General features: G+C 62.7%; 21 protein-coding genes, 3 tRNA genes and 1 pseudogene. 11 read left to right on the top strand and 14 right to left on the bottom strand.

Annotated features, from left to right (window positions below; all coding sequences use genetic code 11):
* Positions 1–13: 13 nt before the first annotated feature.
* The 7 genes from ftsH to EMB92_RS04110 all read right to left on the bottom strand — a co-directional run bounded on the left by ftsH (position 14) and on the right by EMB92_RS04110 (position 9,594).
* Positions 14–2,110 carry an ATP-dependent zinc metalloprotease FtsH gene (ftsH, locus tag EMB92_RS04080; protein WP_150393844.1) on the bottom strand — a complete coding sequence of 699 codons (2,097 nt, stop codon included), beginning with the start codon at positions 2,108–2,110 and terminating at the stop codon, positions 14–16.
* Complete coding sequence (gene hpt / locus EMB92_RS04085; protein ID WP_043164883.1) at positions 2,107–2,679, bottom strand: hypoxanthine phosphoribosyltransferase; 573 nt, start codon at positions 2,677–2,679, stop codon at positions 2,107–2,109. Before hpt ends, ftsH begins: the two co-directional genes overlap by 4 nt.
* Positions 2,680–2,775: 96 nt before the next feature.
* Positions 2,776–4,212, bottom strand: a complete 1,437-nt coding sequence (locus EMB92_RS04090; RefSeq protein WP_150393846.1) for a D-alanyl-D-alanine carboxypeptidase/D-alanyl-D-alanine-endopeptidase — start codon at positions 4,210–4,212, stop codon at positions 2,776–2,778.
* A gap of 84 nt (positions 4,213–4,296) precedes the next feature.
* Positions 4,297–5,946 (bottom strand): ABC transporter permease, encoded by a 1,650-nt coding sequence (locus EMB92_RS04095; protein WP_150393847.1) that lies wholly within the window; start codon positions 5,944–5,946, stop codon positions 4,297–4,299.
* The gene (locus EMB92_RS04100; protein ID WP_150393848.1) at positions 5,943–6,752 is read right to left on the bottom strand and encodes an ABC transporter ATP-binding protein; all 810 of its coding nucleotides are present in this window, start codon (positions 6,750–6,752) and stop codon (positions 5,943–5,945) included. Before EMB92_RS04100 ends, EMB92_RS04095 begins: the two co-directional genes overlap by 4 nt.
* Before the next feature lie 6 nt (positions 6,753–6,758).
* The gene (locus EMB92_RS04105) at positions 6,759–7,982 is read right to left on the bottom strand and encodes a glycosyltransferase family 2 protein (RefSeq protein WP_150393849.1); all 1,224 of its coding nucleotides are present in this window, start codon (positions 7,980–7,982) and stop codon (positions 6,759–6,761) included.
* Between the two features lies 1 nt (position 7,983).
* Positions 7,984–9,594 (bottom strand): AI-2E family transporter, encoded by a 1,611-nt coding sequence (locus tag EMB92_RS04110; RefSeq protein ID WP_150393850.1) that lies wholly within the window; start codon positions 9,592–9,594, stop codon positions 7,984–7,986.
* A gap of 112 nt (positions 9,595–9,706) precedes the next feature.
* On the opposite strand from EMB92_RS04110, the gene EMB92_RS04115 reads away from it, so the two are divergent.
* Positions 9,707–10,639, top strand: coding sequence for a glycosyltransferase family 2 protein (locus tag EMB92_RS04115; RefSeq protein WP_043164877.1), 933 nt, complete (start codon positions 9,707–9,709; stop codon positions 10,637–10,639).
* A 290-nt stretch (positions 10,640–10,929) separates the two neighbouring features.
* Here EMB92_RS04115 and fucO read toward each other — a convergent pair whose 3' ends face one another.
* A complete protein-coding gene (gene fucO / locus EMB92_RS04120; RefSeq protein ID WP_043164876.1) occupies positions 10,930–12,081 on the bottom strand; it encodes a lactaldehyde reductase in 1,152 nt (383 codons plus the stop codon).
* 439 nt (positions 12,082–12,520) lie between these two features.
* On the opposite strand from fucO, the gene EMB92_RS04125 reads away from it, so the two are divergent.
* On the top strand, positions 12,521–13,825 hold the full coding sequence (locus EMB92_RS04125) for a class I SAM-dependent methyltransferase (protein WP_150393851.1): 1,305 nt from the start codon (positions 12,521–12,523) through the stop codon (positions 13,823–13,825).
* Between the two features lie 25 nt (positions 13,826–13,850).
* Here EMB92_RS04125 and EMB92_RS04130 read toward each other — a convergent pair whose 3' ends face one another.
* From EMB92_RS04130 to galE, 4 genes are all read right to left on the bottom strand, one after another.
* The gene (locus EMB92_RS04130) at positions 13,851–14,342 is read right to left on the bottom strand and encodes a nucleoside 2-deoxyribosyltransferase (protein ID WP_223847554.1); all 492 of its coding nucleotides are present in this window, start codon (positions 14,340–14,342) and stop codon (positions 13,851–13,853) included.
* Between the two features lie 265 nt (positions 14,343–14,607).
* A tRNA-Phe gene (locus EMB92_RS04135) sits at positions 14,608–14,683 on the bottom strand.
* 22 nt (positions 14,684–14,705) lie between these two features.
* Positions 14,706–14,779, bottom strand: a tRNA-Asp gene (locus EMB92_RS04140).
* A gap of 174 nt (positions 14,780–14,953) precedes the next feature.
* A complete protein-coding gene (gene galE / locus EMB92_RS04145) occupies positions 14,954–15,967 on the bottom strand; it encodes a UDP-glucose 4-epimerase GalE (protein WP_043164874.1) in 1,014 nt (337 codons plus the stop codon).
* Between the two features lie 232 nt (positions 15,968–16,199).
* Between galE and trmB the strand changes: the two genes are divergently transcribed.
* The gene (gene trmB / locus EMB92_RS04150; RefSeq protein ID WP_150393852.1) at positions 16,200–17,126 is read left to right on the top strand and encodes a tRNA (guanine(46)-N(7))-methyltransferase TrmB; all 927 of its coding nucleotides are present in this window, start codon (positions 16,200–16,202) and stop codon (positions 17,124–17,126) included.
* Between the two features lie 65 nt (positions 17,127–17,191).
* A tRNA-Glu gene (locus EMB92_RS04155) sits at positions 17,192–17,263 on the top strand.
* Between the two features lie 159 nt (positions 17,264–17,422).
* Here EMB92_RS04155 and EMB92_RS11910 read toward each other — a convergent pair.
* Positions 17,423–17,698: pseudogene (locus EMB92_RS11910) on the bottom strand (helix-turn-helix domain-containing protein); the annotation flags it as partial.
* Positions 17,699–17,816: 118 nt separating this feature from the next.
* Between EMB92_RS11910 and EMB92_RS04165 the strand changes: the two are divergent.
* The 7 genes from EMB92_RS04165 (at position 17,817) to EMB92_RS04195 (ending at position 22,062) form a co-directional block, all read left to right on the top strand.
* A complete protein-coding gene (locus EMB92_RS04165; RefSeq protein ID WP_223847555.1) occupies positions 17,817–18,068 on the top strand; it encodes a helix-turn-helix domain-containing protein in 252 nt (83 codons plus the stop codon).
* Positions 18,069–18,522: 454 nt separating this feature from the next.
* The gene (locus tag EMB92_RS04170; protein WP_150393853.1) at positions 18,523–19,734 is read left to right on the top strand and encodes a helix-turn-helix domain-containing protein; all 1,212 of its coding nucleotides are present in this window, start codon (positions 18,523–18,525) and stop codon (positions 19,732–19,734) included.
* Positions 19,731–20,177 (top strand): WhiB family transcriptional regulator, encoded by a 447-nt coding sequence (locus tag EMB92_RS04175; RefSeq protein ID WP_150381225.1) that lies wholly within the window; start codon positions 19,731–19,733, stop codon positions 20,175–20,177. The genes EMB92_RS04170 and EMB92_RS04175 overlap by 4 nt, the downstream gene beginning before the upstream one ends.
* 127 nt (positions 20,178–20,304) lie before the next feature.
* Positions 20,305–20,901, top strand: a complete 597-nt coding sequence (locus tag EMB92_RS04180) for an AAA family ATPase (RefSeq protein WP_140445550.1) — start codon at positions 20,305–20,307, stop codon at positions 20,899–20,901.
* Between the two features lie 4 nt (positions 20,902–20,905).
* Positions 20,906–21,145 carry a hypothetical protein gene (locus EMB92_RS04185; protein ID WP_140445551.1) on the top strand — a complete coding sequence of 80 codons (240 nt, stop codon included), beginning with the start codon at positions 20,906–20,908 and terminating at the stop codon, positions 21,143–21,145.
* A 123-nt stretch (positions 21,146–21,268) separates the two neighbouring features.
* Entirely contained in the window at positions 21,269–21,676 is a 408-nt protein-coding gene (locus tag EMB92_RS04190; protein WP_150393854.1) for a transcriptional regulator, read from the top strand.
* A 65-nt stretch (positions 21,677–21,741) separates the two neighbouring features.
* On the top strand, positions 21,742–22,062 hold the full coding sequence (locus EMB92_RS04195) for a hypothetical protein (protein ID WP_101616345.1): 321 nt from the start codon (positions 21,742–21,744) through the stop codon (positions 22,060–22,062).
* 102 nt (positions 22,063–22,164) lie between these two features.
* Here EMB92_RS04195 and EMB92_RS04200 read toward each other — a convergent pair whose 3' ends face one another.
* A complete protein-coding gene (locus EMB92_RS04200) occupies positions 22,165–23,178 on the bottom strand; it encodes an Abi family protein (RefSeq protein ID WP_150393855.1) in 1,014 nt (337 codons plus the stop codon).
* Positions 23,179–23,427 lie beyond the last annotated feature (249 nt).

Below are 23,427 nucleotides of genomic sequence, written 5' to 3' on the forward strand. Positions count from 1 at the left end.
TCACTCGTCTCGATCACTCGCCCGGCTTCATGCCGACCGAACGCTTGAGCGATTCGGGGATCTCGACCGGCGGACGATCGGAGTCGGGGCGCCTGTCGTCGGACAGCCACACCGGACGTTCCGGCGCCTTCTTGATCGGCGCGAAGATCTCGGCCAGCTCCTTCTCGTTGAGGGTCTCCTTGACGAGCAGCTGACGGACGAGTTCGTCGAGGATGTCACGGTTGTTGTTGATGATCTCCCACGCCTCGGTGTGCGCGGTCTCCACCAGCTTCAGCACCTCCTCGTCGATGATCTCGGCGGTCTGGTTCGAGTACTTGTGCGGGCCCATGCCGCTGAATTCGGAGCTCTGATCGTCATCGGACCACTTGATGGCGCCAAGCTTCGTCGAAAAGCCGTACTCGGTGATCATCGTGCGGGCGATCTTCGTCGCCTTCTCGATGTCGTTGGACGCGCCGGTGGTCGGGTCGTGGAACACGATCTCCTCGGCGGTGCGGCCGCCCATCGCGTACGCCATCTGGTCGAGCAGCTGGTTGCGCGACTGGGAGTAGCGGTCGGAGGTCGGCATCACGGCGGTGTAGCCGAGCGCGCGGCCACGCGGCAGGATCGTCACCTTGGTGACCGGGTCCGTGTTGTGCAGCGCGGCGGCGACCAGCGCGTGGCCACCCTCGTGGTAGGCGGTGTTGCGCAGTTCGTCCAGGGCCATGCCCTTCGATTTGCGCTTCGGGCCGGCCTGGACGCGGTCGATCGCCTCGTCGATGGCGCGGTTGTCGATCAGCTGGGCGCCGGCGCGGGCGCACAGCAGAGCCGCCTCGTTGAGCACGTTGGCGAGGTCGGCGCCGGTGAAGCCCGGGGTGCGCACGGCGACCATATGCAGGTCGACGTCCGGCACAAACGGCTTGCCCTTGGCGTGGACCTTGAGGATCGCCTCGCGGCCTTCGAGGTCCGGGGCGGCGACGCCCACCTGACGGTCGAAGCGGCCCGGACGCAGCAGGGCGGGGTCGAGCACGTCGGGGCGGTTGGTGGCCGCGATGATGATCAGGTTGGTGTCGTTGTCGAAGCCGTCCATCTCGACGAGCAGCTGGTTCAGGGTCTGCTCGCGCTCGTCGTGGCCGCCGCCCATGCCGGAACCGCGCTTGCGGCCGACGGCGTCGATCTCGTCGATGAAGATGATGGCCGGGGCGTTCTTCTTCGCCTCGTCGAACAGGTCGCGCACGCGGGAGGCACCGAGGCCGACGAACATCTCGACGAAGTCGGAGCCGGCCATCGCGTAGAACGGGACGCCCGCCTCGCCGGCGATGGCTCGCGCGAGCAGCGTCTTACCGGTGCCCGGAGGACCGTACAGCAGCACGCCACGCGGGATGCGCGCGCCCAGCGCCTTGTACTTGGACGGATCCTTGAGGAAGTCCTTGATCTCCTCGACCTCCGCCAGGGCCTCGTCCTCGCCGGCGACGTCGGAGAACTTGGTGGTCGGGGTCTGGCCTTCGAGCAGCTTGCCGTTGTTCTTCTTGCCGCCCATGCCGAGCATGCCGCCGGCACCGCCCATACGGCTCATCATCCACCAGAACAGGGCGAAGAAGATGACGAACGGCAGGATCGAGCTGATGAGGTAGCTCATCATGCTGGTCTGCTCGATGTCGGCGCTCCAGCCCTTGGACGGCTCGGCGCTCTCGACGGCCTTGATGATATCCTGCCCCTGCGCGAACGTGTAGTAGAACTGCACCTTCTGACCGTAGTTGTGGTCCTTGCCGGTGTCGGGGTCCTTCTTGGTGTAGTCGGCCTTGAGGTCGAGCGTCACCTTCTGCTTGTTGTCGACGATCTTCGCGTAGTCGACCTGCCCGTTCCTGAGCAGCTGCAGGCCGTCCTTGGTGTCGATGGTCTGCGCGCCGGTGCCCGTGAACATCTGGAACATGAGAGCGACGATGACGACGATGACCGCGCCCCACAACCACGGCGACTGCCAGAACGGCCTGTTGCCGTTCCCGGTGCCGCCGCCGTTGCGATTGTTCCCGTTGCCGTTGTCCTTATTACTGCGGCGGAACGGGTTGTTGAATGGGTTGCCGTTCCCGTTGTTCGGGTTGTTCGGCTGCCCCGGCCCCTGAGGGAAGCTCATGCCTGTTCTCCTTGGTATACTGACGGCTTCAGCACCGCGATCGAATCGAGATTGCGGTAACGCTCGTCGTAGTCCAGACCGAATCCGACGACGAACTCGTCGGGGATCTCACGGCCCTTGTACTTCACATGCACATCCACCTCGCGGCGGGCCGGCTTCTCGAGCAACGCGAAGATCTCGACCGATGCGGCCCCGCGGCGCTTCAGCTCCCCGACCAGCCACGCGAGCGTATGGCCTGAATCGATAATATCCTCGACGATCAGGATGTGCCGACCGCGAACATCGGTCGACAGATCCTGACGAATCGTCACGATGCCGCTTGATTCGGTGCCCGAGCCGTAGCTCGACAGGCTCATGAAATCAAGTTGGCACGGAATGGACAGCGCCTGCGAGAATGCGGCGATCGTGTTCACCGCGCCCTTGAGCACGGCGATGACCAGCGGGTTCTTGCCACGGTAGTCCTCGCTCGCCTGTGCGGCGGCATGGTTGATGATGCTCTGGATCTCTTCTTTGCTGACCAGCTCGTGGTCGATGTCGTCTTGTACGTCAGCGATTCGCATGCCAACCATCTTGGCACACGCGAATGACGTGTTTCTGAGGAAAACCTGAATGGATTCCGAGTATTTACACGAGCTACCGAGCGACCGGACGACTTGACGGACGACCTACAGCTTGGCCAGTCCCGCCGCAAAACTGTCGACGGCCTTGTTGGCCTCCCATGCGTTGACCGGATTGTTGACGATCACCGCGAAGGCGAGCACACCGCCCTTGCTCAGGGAGATGTTGCCGGCCAGGGATCGCACGTTGTCCAGCGAGCCGGTCTTCACGCGGATCAATCCGCGCGTGGACTGATCGGCCACGCGGCTGCGGGCGGTGCCGACCAGTCCCGGCACCGACAGTCCCTCGAGCGCCGCTGCCGCGCCATCATCCGGATCGACGAGTCTCGACTGCACCTCAACGAGCGTCCTCACGGTCAGGCGCGTGCCCGGAGCCAGTCCGGAGCAGCTGCTCAGCGTCATGCCTTCGATGCTGATGTCTCCGTCCTTCAGCACACGTTCGACGGCCTTGACGTCTCCGGCGATGGAGTTGCCCGTGCCGAGCTTCAACGCGGTCAGACGTCCGAAGAGCTCGGCCAGCGTGTTGTCGGAGTGGCGCAGCATGAACGCCATCACCTCGTTGAGCGGTGCCGAACTGACCGAGGCGATGCGGTTGGACGGCTTCTGCCCGCTCACGTCGGTGGAGTCGGTGACGGTGATGCCTCGTGCGGACAGCAGCGTTTTGAACGTGTTCGCCGCGTCAATCGCCGGATGCTCGGACAGGATCGGGTATTCGGTGAAGGAGTCCCGGTCCTGGCTCTCCAGTCCGGTCCAGTCGCGTCCGCCGTCGATGGCCATCGAGGAGATGGCCGTGTAATAGCGGTGTTCGGCGTTGTTCTCGATGATGTTCGACGGAGTGCGGTCGTCGCCGAACAGGGAGTCGTCCGTTGCAAGCGCGACGCGGGTGACGCCCTGCTTGCGAAGCGCGGCGGCGGTCCTGTCCGCGAGGGTCGCGAGCCCCGCACGGCCGTTGATATGCGTGGGATCGTTGTCGCCGGCGCCAAGAAGCATGTCGCCGTTGCCTTTGAGGACGATCGTGGGGTCGTCGCCGGTGCGGGTCAGATACACCTCGGTGTCGAGCGTGGATCCCATCTCCAGCGTGTTCGCGGCCGCATACGCGGTCAGTGTCTTAGTGGTCGACGCCGGCTCGCGCAACGTGTTCATCTCATGTTCGGCGATCACGTTGCCCCGCGCGTCCGCCACGGCGACCGAGAAATCGGTGCCGATGCCTTCGGTCTTGCCAAGTTCGTCGATCAGGCGGGCGACCGCTGCCTTGTCGATGTCACCGTCGTCGAGGTCGACATCGCCGGAGACCGTGCCGGCTGCCCTGGCGGCGGACGGATCCGGGTAGGAGCGCGTGGCGACGCCGCGCATCGTCAGCAGTCCGGGGACGGCGTCGGCGGCGTCCGCAACGGCGTATCCGACGCCAAGCACGGCCGTCAGCACCACGCACAGCGCGCACACGATGACGCGATGGCCCATCTGCCGGCCGTTGCTCCGACTCATTCCTCCCCCTTCCGCGCCCCCCGCGTTCCGGGACACGCATACGTGTGGATCGCCGCGCGGCGTACGGTCCTACCGCCGCTTCCCCTACTTCTGCAGGGAGGCGAACTCGTCCAACGTGCCGAGGATGCCGACCGCGCGCGCATCCAACAGCTTACCGCCAAGCCATGTACCGAGCGCGAGAGCACCCGTTCCATTCACCATCGCGGCCACGGCGATGGCCATCGTGGCGCCCGGGGCGCCGAACGTGTGCATGACGAGCGTGACGAGTGCGACGATGCCGGCGGGCAGCATGACGAACACCGTGCCGAACATGTGGATGAACGGGAACACGCCCTGTGCGGCGGCGCGTCCCTGCGGCGTGGAGAAGGGACGCTCGATATCGGGAACCGGGTAGAGCAGCAGGGTCGAGACGATCTCGGCCAGTCCGAGCGCGGCGAACGCGACGCCGATGCCGATGAACAGGCAGCCCAGTCCCATCGCGATTCCCTCCGGCGTGCGCCAGTCCCCGGTGAACGCGAATAGTGCGGCGGCGAGTGCGAGCATGTAGATGACGACGAATCCCACGAGCACGCGTATGCGCCCCAGACGGTCGTCGATTCCTCTGACGCCGCTGATCACCTCCATGGCGAATCCGGTGCCGTCGTAGGCGAGACCGTTGCCTTCGACCATCATCATGAACAGTCCCAGCCAGATGAGCGTCTGCCATGCGAGGAACGTGGTGCCCGCGGTACGTGACTGCAGGGTGAAGATGACGACCATGATGAGCGGCATGACGAACAGCACGGCCTGACGCGGGTCGCGTTTGAGATAGGTGAACAGTCGTGCGGAGATGGCTCCGGACACGCTGTCCGGCATACGGGCGAAATCACCCAGACCGGCCTTGACCTTGCTGGACGTGTCGGCACCGCGCATGTGCCGCTGACGTCCGAGGCACCACATGGAGACATAGAAGCAGACCACCCATGCGACGGCGAGGATGATCAGACGGATCGCGAGCGGCAGCCACGCGCCGGCGATGACGTCGAACGGCAGCTGGAACGCGGCGCCGAACGGGGTGAATGCGAGCAGTCGGGACAGAGCGGAGAACGTCCCGAGGGTGGACTGCGATCTGCCTGAACCGTCCTGCGGAAGAATCAGCGCCGGCAGCTGAGTCGCCGCGATGAACCCCACGATGACGATGATGTAGAACGTCGCACGGCCGCGTGCCGTGGTGACGAGCGTGGTGGCGAGCGACATGACCGTCTTGCCGACGAGAACGGTCGTGATGACGACGAGCAGCGCCGAAAGAACGCCGGCGAGCACGACGCCCCAACCGATTGCGCGATAAATGAACGCCAGAGCGACAAGGGCGCACAAGGCGATGATCGCGGCCGGTCCGGTCAGTCCGGCGGCGATGAGCGCCCACAGCAATCGGGAGTCGCGGATGCCGTACAGTTCGAAGCGCTGCGGGGTCAGTGCCGATCCCTCGCCGAGAAGCATGAGCTGGACGATGACGGCGAACACCATGCCGATGGCCCCGATCGTGACAAGCAGGGCGTTCAGTCCAGGCACGAAATCAGGATCCGCCGCGAACTGCGGCATGCCGAGCAGGGCCGCGAACACGATCATGACGACGACTGCGCCGGCCCCCATGGTCAGCAGCAGTGCGAAGCCGATGGTCTGCAGGACGGAGCGGCGCAGCACGGATATGGTAAGGATCCAGCGCAGGCGGACGACTGCGGCGATCTCGCTCATCGTCCGACTCCCGGCTCCTGTGCGCCCATCGAACCGTCGAGCCAGTCAAGTCTGGCCGCGGCGTGGCGTCCGCCGACCAGCTGAAGGAACCGATCCTCGAGGTCCATGCCGGCCGCGACCTCGGCGACGGTGCCGGCCGCGCACACGCTTCCCTGGTTGATGACCGCCACGTGCGTGCACATCCGTTCGATCAGAGCCATGACGTGGGAGGAGATGATGATGGTGCCGCCGGTGGCCGCGTATTCGGCGAGGATGTCCTTCAGGTTCGCGCTGGAGACCGGATCGACCGATTCGAACGGCTCGTCGAGCACGAGCAGACGCGGACTGTGGATCATGGCCGAGGCGAGGCAGATCTTCTTGACCATGCCGGTCGAATAGTCGACGACCATCTTGTCGGCCGCATCGACGAGGTCGAACGCGGCGAGCAGGTCGCGCGCACGGGCGACGGTCTCGGCGCACTGCATGCCGCGCAGCATGCCCGCGTACACCAGTAGCTGCAAGCCGGTGAGCCGGTCGAAGATCTGGGATTGCTGCGGCATCACACCGATCATGCGCTTGGCCGCGTTGACGTCGCGCCACACGTCGACGCCGAAGATCGACGCGCCGCCCATGTCCGGAGTGAGCAGACCGGTGACCATGTTGAGCGTCGTGGTCTTGCCCGCGCCGTTCGGACCGACCAGACCGTAGAACGAGCCGACCGGGATGTCGAGGGACAGCCCGGCGACGGCGGTCTTCGCGCCGAAGCGTTTGACGAGGCCGCGGATCGACACCGCCGCATGAGGGTCATAGGGCACGGGAGGTTGCATGGTCTTTCACCCCTTATGTTGGATCGGTTTCCACTGGGCTTTGGAGAAGATGGCCTGGAAGGAGATCGGCACGTAGGAGAGCATGTAGATCGGGAAGCTCAGCACGTAGGCGAACAGCTCCTTGTTGGTGGCGCCGATCTGATCGCGCTCGGCCACGATCGTCAGTCCCGCAAGTCCCATCATGCCGAGCACGGCGAACACGATGCCGTTCGCCCAGCCGGATATCGCGCCGATCTGGCTCTGCCAGGTGACGAAGCCGAAGGCGGCGAACAGCATTCCCAACGCGATGCGGAACACGCTCAGCACGGTGAACGGGCACAGCAGCAGCGTGAAGTCGACCGCCGAGAAGTCCCGTTCGCGCACGGCGCGGCGGATCAGATACGGGCCGTAGAAGCGGAACACCTGCAGGAAGCCCTTGCTCCAGCGCAGACGCTGCCGCCAGCTCTGCGCGAAGGTGACGGGCTGCTCGTCGTACAGGATCGCGGTGCCGCAGTATCCGACGCGGTCGCCGTGCAGCACGGAGTCCATCGTGAACTCCAGATCCTCGGTGAGCAGATGGAACTTCCATCCCTTGTTGCGTTTCATGACTTCCTTGGAGAACATGAAGCCGGTGCCGCCCACATGGCAGCTGGATCCGAAGAGCATGCGCGAGTTGTTGAGGAATCGCGATTCGCGGATGAACCACAGTGCGGAGCCGGAGGACACCCAGTTGTCGTTGAGGTTCACCGAGTTGCGGTAGCTGGTGAGGATCCTGAACCCGGCGTGGAAGGCCTTGTTCATCTCCTCGAAGTAGTGCTTGTCGAGACGGTTGTCGGCGTCGAACACGAAGTAGGCGTCGTACGTGTCGGACAGGCCCTCGTCGATCATATGGTCGAGCAGATAGGTCAGCGCGTATCCCTTGCCGATGAGCTGGTCGTTGTGGCGTTCGACGACGTTGCAGCCGAGCGATCGCACGAGGTCGGCGGTGTGGTCGGTGCAGTTGTCGGCCACGAGCCAGATGTCGATGAGTTCGGCCGGATAGGTCTGTTCGCGGATGCATCCGATGAGGTTGCCGATGACCTGTTCCTCGTTGCGCGCGGAGATGAGGACCGCATAGCGCTTGTCCATCGGGGCGTCGGGGAATCGCACCGGTTTGGAGACCAGCGATTTGAGGACGCACGCCACCTGGTAGATCATGCCGACGGCGCCGACGACGAACATGAGGACGTCGAGTACGGTGAGCAGGACCATGTCAGCGCCACCCCGCACGCGGGTTGTCGGACGGGTCGGACGAATCGGATGAATCAGGCGAATCGGACACGTCGGACGAGTCAACGGATTCGGCGGACGGGTCGGGTCGGTCGGCTCGTAACGAGTCGTCGGCTTCCGTGCCCGCCAGTGCGCTCACCGATCGCTTCCCGACCTGCCGATCGAGCACGCCCTTCGGGATCGCCACCGTGGCGGATTCGTCCGGATCGCCCGAACCGGAACGGCCACGGCCGTCGCTACGTCCGGAGCCATGCTCCGCGCCGATCCCCTCGTCCGGGATCGCGTAGATCTCCTCCTGCAGACGACGGATCTCGTCGTTCATCGGCACGCGATTCGTCGATCCCCTGGCAGCACGCGGCATGTGGTCGCCGAGCGGGTGGAGCACATGCTCGCTGAACGCCTCGGACGCCTCGACGACCTTCGACTTCCTGCCGATCTCCGGGTCATACATGAGCGGCGAGTCGACCAGTTCGTAGCGGCGGGTGTACACGCGGAAGATCGTCTGCAGGGATGCGGTGACCGGCAGTGCGAGGAACGCGCCCAGAGCGCCGAACACCGAACCGAACGCGAGCACGGCGAGGAACGCGATGGCGGCGTTGATGTCCATCGTGCTCTGGGAGATCTTCGGCGAAAGAATCAGATTCTCGATCTGCTGGTAGACGATGATGAACACGAGCACGGCCACCGCGTACACCCAGCCGCGGCTGCCCAGTGCGAACAGGACCGGCAGTGCGCCGCCGATGTACGTGCCGACGGTCGGGATGAACTGGGAGACGACGCCGCAGAACAGCGCCAGCGGCAGCCAGTACGGGACCTTGAGCACCTCGAGGAAGATCGCGGTGCAGGCGGCGTTGATCATCGCGAGGATCGATCGGGAGAACAGGAACGAGGAGATCTGATCCTGCGCGACCGTCCACACCAGAAGGAACCGGCGCTGCATGGCGGGCGCCATCCACTGGCAGAAGGAGCGACGCAGCTTCGGGCCCGCGGCGGAGATGTAGTACGTGGTCATCACCACGGTCATCAGGTTGAGCAGGAACGAGAACAGACCGCCGACCGTGCTCATCGCGGTTCCGGCGAAGTCGGTCACCCACGAGGTCTGGATGTTCTTGAGGATCTCGGTGCCGAGGTTGTTGATTTCGGGCATTTCGAAGTTGCTGTACTGACTGACGAGACCCTTGATCTGCTCGTACATCGACGGCAGACCGTACAGCATGGCGATCACCTGCTGGACGAACATGCTGCCGAACAGGGACAGCAGCACGCAGATGACGACCGCGACGATGACCAGCGCGAACGCGGAGGCGGCGCCTCGCTTCCAGCCGTGCTTGACCAGAGAGATCACCATCGGCTCGACCGCGAGCGCCAGGAACAGGGAGATGATGATGTCGAGCACCAGATAGGAGATCTGGCCCCACGATCGCCAGCAGAAGGCGAAGACGATGACGGCGATGGCGATGTACAGCAGGCCGCGCCCGAACCATTCGGGTGGTCTGCGCGGATCCCCCTTGGCCGGAAACAGCGTGCCGAAATCCCATCGCTGCTCATTGCCATCAGTAGTATCACTGCCGTATTCGCGCGCGCTTTGACTCATGGTTCCCCATTGTAGCGGCGACAGTTCCGTATGGGAGCGGGAGCTCGTGGGCTCCTCGGGCCCGTGGAGGCCCGTGTACGCCCGTGTACGCCCGCCCATTTATTCTGAAGGCATGCTGAATGTCTCGATCGTCATCCCGGCCTGGAACGAGTCCGAACGCATCGCCGACTGTCTGCTCAACACGATTCGGCAGACCGTGATGCCCCACGAGATCATCGTGGTCGACAACCGTTCCACCGACGACACCTGCAAGGTGGTCGAACAATTCATGCTCGATCATCCCGAGGCCCCGATCAAGCTGCTGCATCAGGATGCGGAGCAGGGGCTCATCCCCACGCGCAACTACGGTCTCGACCACGCCACCGGCGATGTGCTGGGCCGCTTCGACGCCGACTGCATGATCAAACCCGACTGGGTGGAGGTCGTCTCCGGCATCTTCACCGAGGATCCGACCGCGATGGGCGCCACCGGTCCGGTCATGTACTACGACATGCCGTCGCGCCATTTCGGCCTCAAGAGCGACAATTCGATCCGCAAGCGCATCTACCGCGCCGACGGCGGCCAGCCGCTGCTGTTCGGCTCGAACATGGCGCTGCGTGCCTCCGCATGGCGCGAGATCTCCGGCGAGGTGTGCCGAGACAAGGCCGATGTGATGCACGAGGACATCGACATCTCCCTGCACCTGATCGGCAAGGGCCTCAAGACGGTCTACTCGCCGCGGATGATCGCCGGCATGAGCGCCCGTCGCATGGATACGTCGTTCTCGTCGTTCCTCAACTACATGCGCCGGTTCAGGAACACGTTCGACGCGCATCCGCAGCATTGGCGCAAGCACAAGCCGGAGATCCTGTTCACGGCCATGTACCCGGCGATGCACCTGTTCTACCCGGTGTGGCAGAAGGTGCTCAACACCGCCGACATCAACCCGGCCGAGGCCGCGTGGATCAACGAGCAGATGGAGCTCGCCGAGAAGGAGGGTCGAGAGCTGTACGACGAGACCCCCACCGACGAGACCTACGACGAGAAGCACGAGGAGCGGAACTGACGGTCGGTCGGGCCAGCGTCACATATTCCCGAAATCATCCCATATCTCGGGAATTTGTGACGATTGACCATTGTCAGCGTCACATATTCCCGAGATCACCCTACATCTCGGTAAAAGGTGACGCTGACGATTGGGGAGCGTCACCTTTTACCGCGCACAGGGGAAATCCCGGGAATTTGTGACGCTGAGGGCTACGGGCTCTTTCGGTCTCATGAATAGACAGCGGCCCGGTGGATCGGGGGATCCGCCGGGCCGCTTAGTCCATATGGATATGGATCACATCAGAGAGATCACATCAGCGAGGTGTAGATCTTGAGGATGTCCTCCTCGGTGGCCTTGCGCGGGTTGCCCGGGGTGCACACGTCGTTGAACGCGTCGTGGGCAAGCGGGGCGAGATCGGCCTCGGTGGCGCCAACCTCGGAGATCGTGGTCGGGTTCTTCAGGTCGACGGTCAGCTTGTGGACGGCCTGCACGGCCTCCTCGCGGACCTTCTCCAGATCGCCGGTGTAGGCGTCCTCGACGCCGAACGCGTCGGCGATGTCACGGTACTTCTCACCCGTGTAGTCCTTGTTGTACTCCATGACCGGAGCCAGCAGGATGCCGTTGGCGACGCCGTGCGCCACGCCGAGACGGCCGCCCAGCGGGTGGGCCATGCCGTGGACCAGACCGAGGCCGACGTTGGAGTAGGCCATGCCGGTGATGTAGGAGGCGTACGCCATCTGCTCGCCGGCCGGGATGTCACCGTCGGCGGACTTGGCGAGGTTCTTGGCGATCATGCGGATGGTCTGCATCGACAGGCAGTCGGAGAGCGACCAGGCGCCCGGGGTGATGTAGCCCTCGATGGCATGGGTCAGCGCGTCGAGACCGGTGGCGACCTTGAGACCGCGCGGCATCGAGTCGGTCAGGTCAGGGTCGACGAACGCGACGATCGGGATATCGTGCGGGTCGACGGCCACGAACTTGCGCTTGTTCGCGGTATCGGTGATCACGTAGTTGATGGTCGTCTCGGAGGCGGTACCGGCCGTGGTCGGCACGCCGAAGATCGGGACGGACGGGTTCTTCGTGTCAGCCACGCCCTCGAGGGAAAGCACGTCGGAGAACTCGGGGTTGGCCGTGATGATGCCGATACCCTTGCAGGTGTCCTGCGGCGAGCCGCCGCCCAGACCGATCAGGAAGTCGGCGCCCGAGGCGGCGAACTTCTCGACGCCGTCCTTGATGCACTCGACCGGCGGGTTCGGCTTGACGTTGCTGAACACCTCGTACGGCAGTCCGGCCTCATCGAGGACCTTGGTGACTTTCTCGGCGGTGCCGGTCTCCAGCAGGACCGGATCGGTGACGATGAACGCCTTGGTGAAGCCATGCTGCTTGGCGACGGCAGGAATCTCCTTGATGGCACCGCGGCCGAAGTAGGCGGTCTGGTTGAAAATCATGCGATAGACCATAGTGAGCTCTCCTTTGAAGCTAGTGTTCTGTCTGTGCACGTGGGCGGATGCGCTCATCGCATCTCCCGACGATGCCCAGTGTACTCGTTTGTGTGAGCGTTCACCAACACGACTCTGGAAATTTTCGAAATTATTCCAGAAAAATGGAGATCCTCCAAGCACTAGGCCCACCCACCCGCGTCGTCATCCGCGTCGGCAACCCGTCCCGTCACCGATAATTCGACGACGATCGGCGTTTTCACGCGTTTCCCATCCCACGACGAGGACTAATATGATGCTCGAATTTGGGGTTTCACACCGTCTGCGTAGCGGTTTCACACGCGGCGACTGCGAACGACACTACTGTCCGGCACGATGCGCGGCAACGCGGAAATCACGTGGCGCGCAACGCAACAGACACGAAGAGAACAGACAGTACAGATAGTTAGGAGGCAGCCTTATGGCAAACGGCAAGTCCATGACCGTCGGCGAAATGGTTGGATTGTTCCTGGAAGACGATGCACCCGTACGCGTGGACGCGTTTGACGGATCCCACTTCGGAGCGGCGGACGCCGATCTGAAGGTCCGCATCACCAGTCCTCGCTGCATGTACCAGCTGCTTATGCATCCCAATGAGATCGGCGTCGTGCGCGCCTACGTACTGGGCGACTTCGACGTGGAGGACATCGACTACGCCGACCCGTATCCGGCATTGCGTGCCCTGTTCTCCATGGCCAAGTACGTCAAGCCGCTGACGCCGTTGACCGTGGCGCGTGTCTCCGCCGGCATCCTCAGCCACGGCTTCAAAAAGCCGCCGGTTCCGGCCACCGAGGGCCCGAGCAAGTTCGATCGCATCAAGGAGGGCCTGCTCCCCCACACCGAGAAGGCCGACTCCGAGACCGTCAGCTTCCACTACGACATGTCCAACGAGTTCTATGCCGACTTCCTTGGGCCCTCGATGACGTACACCTGTGCGGTGTTCGACAACGAGGACATGAGCCTCGAGGACGCGCAGGCCAACAAGCTGCGCCTCATCCTCGACAAGCTGGGGCTCGAGCCCGGCCAGCGGCTGCTCGACATCGGCTGCGGCTGGGGCTCGATGGTCATCACCGCCGCCCGCCGTGGCATCAAGGCCCTCGGCGTCACCCTGTCCAAGGAGCAGGCCGAATACGCGAACGAATGGATCGCACGCGAGGGCCTGACGGATCTGGCCGAGGTGCGCGTGCAGGACTACCGCGAGGTGCCCGAGCGCGACTTCGACGGCATCTGCTCGATCGGCATGATGGAGCATGTGGGCGTCAGGAACTACGAGAGCTACTTCAGGGAGATGTACAAGCTCCTCAAGCCGATGGGACGCCTGCTCAACCACCAGATCACCATCAGCCACGACAAGCCCGACGGCAAGCCAGGCACCGACGAGTTCCTCGACCGCTACATCTTCCCCGACGGCGATCTCGGCGCGCCCGGCTTCATCGAGTCCTGCATCCACGATGCAGGGTTCAACGTCGTGCATCAGGAGAACCTGCGCCAGCACTACGCACTGACCCTGCATCACTGGAATCACAACCTGTCCGAGCATTGGGACGACGCGGTCAGGCAGGTCGGCTTCGAACGCGCGAAGGTGTGGGGCCTCTACATGGCCGCCTGCGCACTCAACTTCGAGCTGGACGGCATCCAGATCCACCAGTTCCTCGCCGTGCGCCCCGACCGTGTCGGCCACCCGGACGGCAAGTGGTATCCGCTGCGTCCGTGGTGGAAGGCCTGATCGTCGCACCAACCATCCACGCCTCTCAGAACTGGATGTAATCGATCTCCTCGTGTTCTCCGGTCTCGAGCCACTGGCTCAGATCATCGGGGCCGGAGAACACCATTTCGACGGCCTGCGCCACCATCAGATTGACTCGATCCATCGGAGTCAGACCCTCCGCATAGCCATACACGGGCATACCCAGCGCATGCGCATACCCGATTTCGAACATCGTGCCCGGGTCCTCGTCCATGAGATTGGCGATGACGGCCTTCGAGGAGCGGATGCCGTTGATATCGTCCTTGAAGCAGCCATCCGGCCCTGCTTCCTCGATCTGACTGACGAAACGCGGCTTGAACAGCTTCCTGCCGTATCGCTCGAGCACCGCCTCCAATCGCTCCATGCTGTCCGACTGCTCCGGGTCGAAGAACGGACCTGCCACGTAGAAGTCGTACTGCTTGGTGTTCGTTTCGCCATTCACCCTGCTGCCGACATTGTCGATAACGTCGATATCGTCATTCATCTTGTCATTCACGCGCACCATTGAACATCAGGAGCAGCCACCACCATCACTCCAGCTCACTTTTCGGACGAACGCCCACGATATGGCCCGGAAACCTCTCGTCAGGCCACCCTTCCCAGAGAGGTTTCCGTCAGCCCCTTTCGGCAAGCTCTCACCCGGCTTCCGCTTTGCTAGTGAATGTGCAGAGTAAATGCAGGGTTGATGGTTTATGCTGGGTTTGTTTCCGAAATCAAGAAACCCCGCAAGCCTGTATTTGCAAGGCTTGCGGGGTTCCGCGTGGTGGCTCCGAACGGCGTCGATCCGTTGACCTAGCGATTTTCAGTCGCTCGCTCTACCAACTGAGCTACAGAGCCAATGAATGGTTTCCCATTCAAGCGACCCCGGCCGGACTTGAACCGGTGACCTCCGCCGTGACAGGGCGGCGCTCTAACCAACTGAGCTACGGGGCCGTGTTTCTCTCGCGTTTCCGTGAGGCAACAGGTAGATATAATACCTGTCTCAGCTCCGCATGCAAATCATCGGCGTGTCGCCCGGAATTCCAACGAAAAGGGGCGCAGCCGGATGAACCCGACCACGCCCCTTACGGGCCCATGAAGCCCAGATCAGTCGATCACGACCGTAAATCAGTCGGTCTGCTTCCAGTTTTCGACGTCGATGTGGTGCTCCGGGTTAGCCTGCCACGCCCTCCACGCGGATTCGACGATGTCCTCCACGTTGTACTTGGCATGCCAGCCCATCTCCTCGTTGATGCGCTTCGGGGAGCCGATGAGGTGCGGCGGATCGCCGGCGCGACGACCCTGAACGTGCTCCTGGAACGGAAGGCCAGTGACCTTCTTAAGCTCGTCGACGATCTGACGCACGGAGGTGCCCTCGCCGGTGCCGACGTTGAACGCGTCGTACTTGCGCTCGTCGCGGTCGAGGTACTTCAGGGCGGCGATGTGGGCGTCGGCCAGATCGGAGACGTGGATGTAGTCGCGCACGCAGGTGCCGTCCGGGGTCGGGTAGTCGTCGCCGAAGATCAGCGGGGCCTTGCCCTTCTTCAGACGATCAAGCAGCATCGGGATGAGGTTGAGGATGGCCGGATCCTCGAGCTCGACCGGACCGCAGCCGGCGACGTTGAAGTAGCGCAGCGCGCAGAAGCGGATGCCATAGCGGCCCTCGCAGGCGCGGGCCATCCACTCGCCGAACAGCTTGGTCTGGCCGTAGGGGTTGATCGGCAGCATCGGAACGACGTCCTCGGGCACCACGTCGACCGGCGGAACGCCGTAGGTGGCGGCGGAGGAGGAGAAGACGAGCTTCTTGGTCTTCTGGGACTTGCTCATGCCGGTCAGGACGTTGAGCATGCCGCCGATGTTCTGCTGGTAGTACCACAGCGGCTTCTCGACGGACTCACCGACCTGCTTGCGGGCGGCGAAGTGGATGACGGCGTCGACGTCCTCGGCGTCGAGGATCTCGGCGAGGCGATCGCCGGCACCCGGAGCGGAGATGTCCATGCCGTAGAGGCGGGAGCCCTCGATGCGCGTGGGCTTGCCGTAGCTCAGATCGTCGACGACGACGACCTTCTCACCGGCTTCGTGCAGCGCGTGGACGACGTGGGCGCCGATGTAACCGCACCCACCAGTGACGAGAACTGTCATGTTCTGGCCTTCCTATTCCATGAGAGAGGCATGCGGTCCGACTACGCGAGCCGCTGTTCGCTTCTGCTCACATTTGTTATCTTTTCGAACAATTTGAGTATAACACGTAACAGGACCGAACACACGCGATTCATCTGCAATCGTGGTGAATAATGAGATAAGCGCGCACGGCAAGACCGTAAGAGACCGCGATAGACCGCGGCGGCCCCGACGAATTCACAGAAAGGACCCCATGACCGACACCACGTCATCACCCGAAACGAACGAAACGACCGAGGCGACCACGCTGGAGGCAACGCCCGAGACACCCGAAACGCAGACGACGTCCGCAACCGAGACCGAGCCCACACCCGACTCCCCCGCCGAGCACCCCGCGCACCCCATGCACAAGGTACTCTCCTTCGTGCGTCGATCAGGCCGACTCGACGCCAGACTCCAGCGCGCTTGGGACAACTACGCTGACGACTACCTGCTCGACATCGCCCCGGCCGCGGGATCACTTGACGTGCGGGAAGGGTTCACGCTCGACCACGATTACGTGCGCCGAACGTGGGGCAACGACAATCCGCTCATCATCGAAATCGGCACCGGTCAGGGCGAGAACGTCGTCGCGGCGGCCGAGTCACGCCCGGACGAGAACTTCCTTGCGCTCGAGGTCTACGATCCGGGCGTCGCGCACACGCTGCTGCTCGCCGGCAAACGCAGCCTCAAGAGCATCCGCGTGGCGCAGGTCAACGCGCCCGAACTGTTCAAGGCATGCGCCGACGGCGTCGCCGCCGAGGTGTGGACGTTCTTCCCGGACCCGTGGCCCAAGATGAAGCACCACAAGCGCCGCATCGTCCAGCCGGAGCTTGCAGGCGAGATCCGCCGCACGCTGACCGAAGGCGGCATCTGGCGCATCGCCACGGACATAGAGGACTACGCCCTGCATGTGCACGAGGTGATGGACGATCTCGACGGATGGCGCAACGAAGGCGGAATCACCGTAAGCCTGCCCACCGGGCATGTCGGCAAGGGCAATGCCGAACTCGCGGCGGACATGCCACACGCCGACTTCACCGAGTCGACGCGATTCGAGGGCCGCGTGCTCACCAACTTCGAGAAGAAGGGACTCGCCGCCGGCCGCGTGATCCACGACTTCACATACCGCAAGGCATGACACGCCGAACAGACACGACGATTTGCCCTCTGACGACGACTTGTGTATTCTAACTCGAGTTGTCAGCCCCCATCGTCTAACGGTTAGGACACCAGACTTTCAATCTGACAACGAGAGTTCGACTCTCTCTGGGGGTACTTACCGGCTCCGGGTTCCACGAGGTATCGTGGCCCGGAGCCTTTTGTTTCCAACGGTTTCAGGCCGTCAGCCTGGCCTTCAGCCGCGCGCACAGGAAACCCGGCGGTGGCCGCTGCCACCAAAGATGCACCTCCGTCGCCGTTCATGCCACGCATCATCTGCTCGTACATCGACGCGTCCAGAAGGTAGAGGGGCGAGACGTTGAGGAACTCCGCCACCGCGGCGATGTCCTGGATGGTCCAGGTGGTCTTGCCGGTCATTTTCGCGGACACCGCACCCTTCTTCAGCCCCAACGGGGCGCACAGTGCCTGCTGGTTCAGGCCACGTCCCGTCAGCTGCATGTTGACATTCCAGATGAACACCTTCTGCATGTAGTCGCCGAGTCCATTGGTTCCGGGAGATGATTCAAAACTTGTCATATCAGGTTCCTCCATATTTGCATACGTCCATTGCTGATGGACACAATCCTACAACAGCGATTTGCTTCGACGCAAGTTCCCTGATATATTGTCTATCGTGAATGGACTGACAGCAAAAAGATTGGATTCTCCGATGCGTCGATACATGACGGCGGCGGGTCTGAGCTGCCGCGACCTCGCGAAGGAGATGGGCAAGTCCAAATCCTCGGTCGCGGGGAAGGTCAACGGTTCGATACCGTGGCAGCAGTCCGATCTGATCTGGCTGGCCATTCACCGAAACCTGTCCCCGGGGTACGTGCTCGGCATCGATGCATACCTGACGGACGGCGGGTGGAAACCCGAAACAAGAATCCCCGGACCGGCTGGAACCCGACACGGGGATTGAACGGCAACAACCATGGGACGCGCCGGCGCGTGCATCCGCCAAGATCAGACGCCAGCTGTCCCGATTCCCCGAAGGAGGATCATCGCCATGACCGATTCTACCAATGCCGCCGGCGTTCGCCCGGCGCATGTTTCCGAGCCTACCCGTTCGTGCGACTCCGCGCGGCGGACGACGCGAGTCGATGGGAACGTCGACATGCGCATTGCGAAAGCTCATGTGCTGTCCATGCTCGCCCACCCGTCCCGGGGCTCGCGCCGTTGAGGCGCGCGTCCATGGGACATCCCCTCGAATCCGGCCGAACCATGTGGTGGATGGTCGTGGTCGCCGTGTGCGTTTCCGGCGGCGTTCTCGCGTATGTGTTGTGCCGCGCCGCCCGCTTGGGCGACGAGATCGGCGCAAGACTGCACGAACGGCGTGAAGCGGACCGGCGGTGTGACGTCGAGGAGGACTGTCGATGAGCAGCAGGGCCGAGAACTGGGCATGGGAGCGTGACGACGTCAAGGGCATCACCAAGTTCGTGCTGGTGTATCTGGCCCGTCGCGCCTACTACGACGATGGCGCCGCCGCCTGGCCGAGCGTGGAGACCATTGCGTTCAACTGCGGATGCTGTGAGCGCACGGTGATCCGTTCGTTGCAGGAGTTGGAACGCAAGGGCTACATCAGGCTCGGTGACCAGGAGATGTCCGCACGCAATCCGCGCACGCGCAAGCCGATCGCCAAGGGGCATCGCTCCCGCGTGTGGGACGTCGTCATGGACGGCGGCCGTCCCGCCGAGAACATCGAGGAGAAGCCCCGGAACCTGGACGCGCTGGCCTGCTCCGGCGAGTCGGATACAGGCAAGGACAATTTGTCACCCGACGGATTGTCACCCGAACCGACGGACGCCGGCTCGCGGACAAATTGTCCCGAAATTCCGGACAGAAAGTCACCCAATAGACAAGTGATAAACAATTCTCCCTTCATCCCCTTCGGGGATGCCTCCCTCAACGTCGGACAAGCCTCCGCTCGGACGTCCGCCACCAATTCGAAGCCTGAAACCGTTCCAACGCCCGATTGGGGCAGGGCCCTGCCTCCACGGGGATGCAGGAACCCGCTGTGGGTGCCCGAGCCCGGCAAACTGCCCGAGCCGGTCACGGAGCGCGCCGGCCAGGAGGTTCGCGTGCTCGACGGCATCCGGCAACACCTGCTCGCCGTGGACCGACGGTTCGACGTTCCGGCGACCATGGCCGACCGCAAGGCCGTCCACTCACTGCTGATCGACCGGCCATACGGCGAGATCGTCGCGACGATGGACTGGGCGTACCGCAACCGTTACTGGCTGCCCCGGCTCGCCAATGGAGCCAAGTTCGCCGCGAACTACGTGCAGCTGCGGCTTGAGATGCTCACCCATCCCGATCCGACGGGCAAACGCGCGCCCGACGCCCCACTGCCGGTCGTCAAGGATCCCAACCGGGCGATACCGGTCAGCTCGTTGTCCGCGAGCCGCGTGCCGATCTACGGGGCGGCGCTGCTGCGCACCTCGCTATGCCAGGAGCACATCGACGGTAGCATCTCGCAGGAGGCATGCCCGGTATGCGCATACGACAAACGCAACCATGCCACCCACGATGTCGCCGGACGCCGCAGGGCGAAAGCCGGTGCTACAGCGGGGACGGTGCGGCCATGAGCGGGGTCGCGAATCGTCTTGAGGAGTGGAAGCAATCCGGCGAATGCCGCGACTTCCCGCGACCCTGGTCCGACTACCTGTGGTCGTTGGAGTTCGAACACCGTCCAGCTGACGCGAAGGCGTTCCACTCGGTCGCCAGGGCAGTGTGCGAACAGTGCCCGGTCCGGGCCGAATGCCTGGCCTACGCGGCCAGCGGAGGGCTCGAGTGGGGTGTGTACGGCGGCAAGGTATGCACCGACCGGCGACGGATCGCCCGCATGGCCGAAGCCGACGGCGTCCCCTGCCGGGATCGCGGCATGCCATGGATCCAACGCTGGCAGCTGCTCACGGACTGGATCCGCGCCCATGGGAATGTGTTCGACGACGTCACCGACGAGGCCAGCGCGGAACGCCAGCAACGACGCCTACGTGCGCGGTCCGGCCAATCCCCGAGCACCGCATGACCCGTCGAACCGGCAGACATTCAAACAAGCAGGAATCCAAACAGCCAAGCAATCAAGCAATCAGACAATCAAACGATCAGGCAGCCCGGCCTGCGTGATCACGGGCAATCGCAAAGGAGAAGAACGAATGCGCATCGCCATAGCCAACGCTAAGGGCGGGGTCGCGAAGACCACGTCCAGCATTTACATCGCCTCGGTCATCGTATCCAGAGGAGGCATGGCCGTCGTGTACGACGCGGACCCGCAATCCAGCGCCAGTCTGTGGGCCGCCGCAGCTGAGCAGACTGCGGATCCGTTGACGTTCGACGTACTGCCCGCAAACCAAGCCACGCTTCGCCATCTCGCCTCGGATCCGGACCCGGACGAATGGGCGATCATCGACGCGCCTCCGCAGGGACCGGCCCTGGATCTGGCAATCAAGGCCGCCGACTTCGTGATCGTGCCGGCATCGGACTCACCTATGGACCTCCAACAGGCATGGAGCACCCTCGACATGGCCAGAATGAGCACTCCCGCAGCCCTGCTGCTGGTCAAGGCCGAACGCAGCACAAAGGCGTTCCGCGACACTATGGACGCCCTCATTGCCATGGACACGCCCCGATTCGATACGATCGTGCCGAAGGCCCAGACCTACAAGCGTTCGCTCGGCACCAACCCGCACCAGTTGGGCGAATACCGAGACCTCGTCACCGAGCTCCAGCAGATCGCCGGAAAGCAGGGGTAAGGCCGTGCAAGGAAACTACCAGCCGCTGGCCCGGCCAGTGCCGTTCGACGACGTGCTGCGCCAGCAGAACAAGACACCCAAGACCACAGGCGAACCATTGGTCATGCTCTCACTGCGCATACCCGTGTCGCTCAAGACCCGTCTCAAAACCACGGCCGCCGCACACGACCTTCCCATGCAGCAGCTCCTGCGCGACGCCATCGAACACGAGCTCGACCGTCTCGACGGCAACGACGAGACGTAATCCGTCCGGCAATCCGGCAATCCAGCAATCCAGCAAGCAAACAAGCCGACGACCAAGCATACAAGCAGTCAAACATGCAGACACGATTCCATGAATACGCCATGTCTGCGGAAAGGAGCCACTATGGACTATTCGATGGAGGTCTCCGTGCTCGGCGACCGGATCAGCGTCGGCGAGGAGGGGCGCGTCATCACCCTCGGCGTGAACACGGGATTCCCGGCAGGCTCGACGGCGGGGCTGGCGTACACGCTCTCGCCGTTGCAGGCCCGCGTGTTCGGCGCGCAGCTGCGCGCGGCCGCCGATGCCGCCGAAGGGCATCCGGGCATGCCGTCCGACGAGGAGGTGAACGCGGCCGCGAAGGTGTTCTGCGGCGGCGTGTGGAACGGGTTCGACCCTGCCAGCATGATGCCGACCGAACAGTTCGACCGGTTCTGGGGCGACGGCGAGGGCCACCAGCTCTACCTGGAGATCGCGCGCCACGCGCTTATCGCCGCCCGCATGTCTATCCTCGCCGGGCAAAACGAAAGCTGACAAGCAGACAAGCCCGCATGCAGACAATCAAACAATCAAACTTGACTGCATGCAGGCAAGCTGACATGCAAGCAATCAAGCAAGCCAACAATCAGGAAAGTAAACAATCCAACAATCAGGAACGGAGCAGAACCATGAATGACAACCACAACGAAAACGAGGAGCCCTTCGACGGCACGAGCGAGGATTCCACTCTCGAAGACCAGATGAGCGCACACATCGCGGCCATCGCCGCCAGCGGCGTCGCCGCCGAAGCCGAAGCCCTGGCCAACCGGCAAGCCGACATGGCGGCCAAGGAACGCCGCGAAACCAGACTGGCGCTCCTTGCCGCCGTCACCGTCATCGCAGGTCTTATGGCCTATGTAATTACTCGCATCGTCAAATAAAGACGATGTTTCTGTCGCTTATCATTTCAGGGACGGGTAATTCCTTGGATCCACGTCCCTGAAAGGCGCGCGTTTCCCCATTTATGCAATTAGGATGCCCCGTCAATGAGCTGAGCCATCGACTCGCCACAGCGGCGACACCCGCCATCCGTCAGGGAATCCCATGTCAGACTTCGGAATCTGAGGGTACCTATCCATAAGGGAGATGAATTTCTCCGTCCATGCGGATCCGTCGATCTGGGACGTCAGGTAGTTCTCCATGGTGAGGAATGCAGCAGGGCCGGAGGACTTACGGAAGATATCCCAATCGTTACCCCACCAACCCTTTGCATGGGATCCGCTGCGATGCTTCGGCAGTTTCGGCGCTATGCGGGTGCTGGTTTCGTTCCAGAAGCGATCATGATGCGCGGTCATGTTCCGGGCCTGTCGGATAGTCTCAAGCCAATTGGAGAGGATTTTGGCGTCGCCTCGAACGGCCGGATTCGGGTTGGGGTTGAAGATGTGCAGCTTGGTGGCCAGTTTTCTCTTGACATGGTCTGGTGCACCTTGGTAGAAGTTCTCCTTGAGCGTTCCGTAGCTCAGGCATCCGACAATCATCCAGTATGGAGGTAGCGGATCACTGTAGGTGCTCCGAAAATGCCTGAGGTACGGAAGATTCGATTTGGTGAATATTGAACGCAACGAGGAAAGGCAGGCCAGATGGTCGTCATAGCTCAGCCCCGGGAGTCCTTCTCGTGTCATGTAGCCGAATTCACCGCCGAATACCGATAGCTCATGGGCGAGGAAGCTCTTGAGATAGATCTCGATGGTGACGATGCCGTCGAATACCAGCATCCGCAGTTCCTGATCGAATAAGTATCTATCCCAGATATCTTTGAATTGCACACCCTGTTTGAAGGGCAATGAACGTTTCGCCGACTGCTCCGACACTGGGGTGAGGAACGGATACCAGTATCCTTTCAGCCGGAAGTATCCCACTCGCTCGATCCGATGCTCAAGCAGCTCGCGACTTACTCCGGACAAACCGTTGTCAATGAGTTTGGCCGATAAAGCATCCAATGATTTCGGCGGATGCTGCGGATAGGGGCGGAGCTGTGGAGTATCGTTCTCGCCCATTGTTCCTCCGATAAGAAAAATGCCACCCTAGTGTGCTTCAGTGAGAGGCAATGGTGGCTTTTAACATCGCTAATTGTAGCGAATATATCGCCTTTCGTAAAGATACAGAACACTCCGTACATCTAGTATCCAAAGCAAAGCAATGCACTAAATGTAGTACCCGCGTCATGTTTCATCCATGAACGGGTTGCCAATCTTCGTCACATGTCCGCCGCAGCATCACTCGATGCGGAGTGATGCTGATGGTGC

Source organism: Bifidobacterium callitrichos (assembly GCF_008698085.1).
Taxonomy (GTDB): Bacteria; Actinomycetota; Actinomycetes; order Actinomycetales; family Bifidobacteriaceae; genus Bifidobacterium; species Bifidobacterium callitrichos.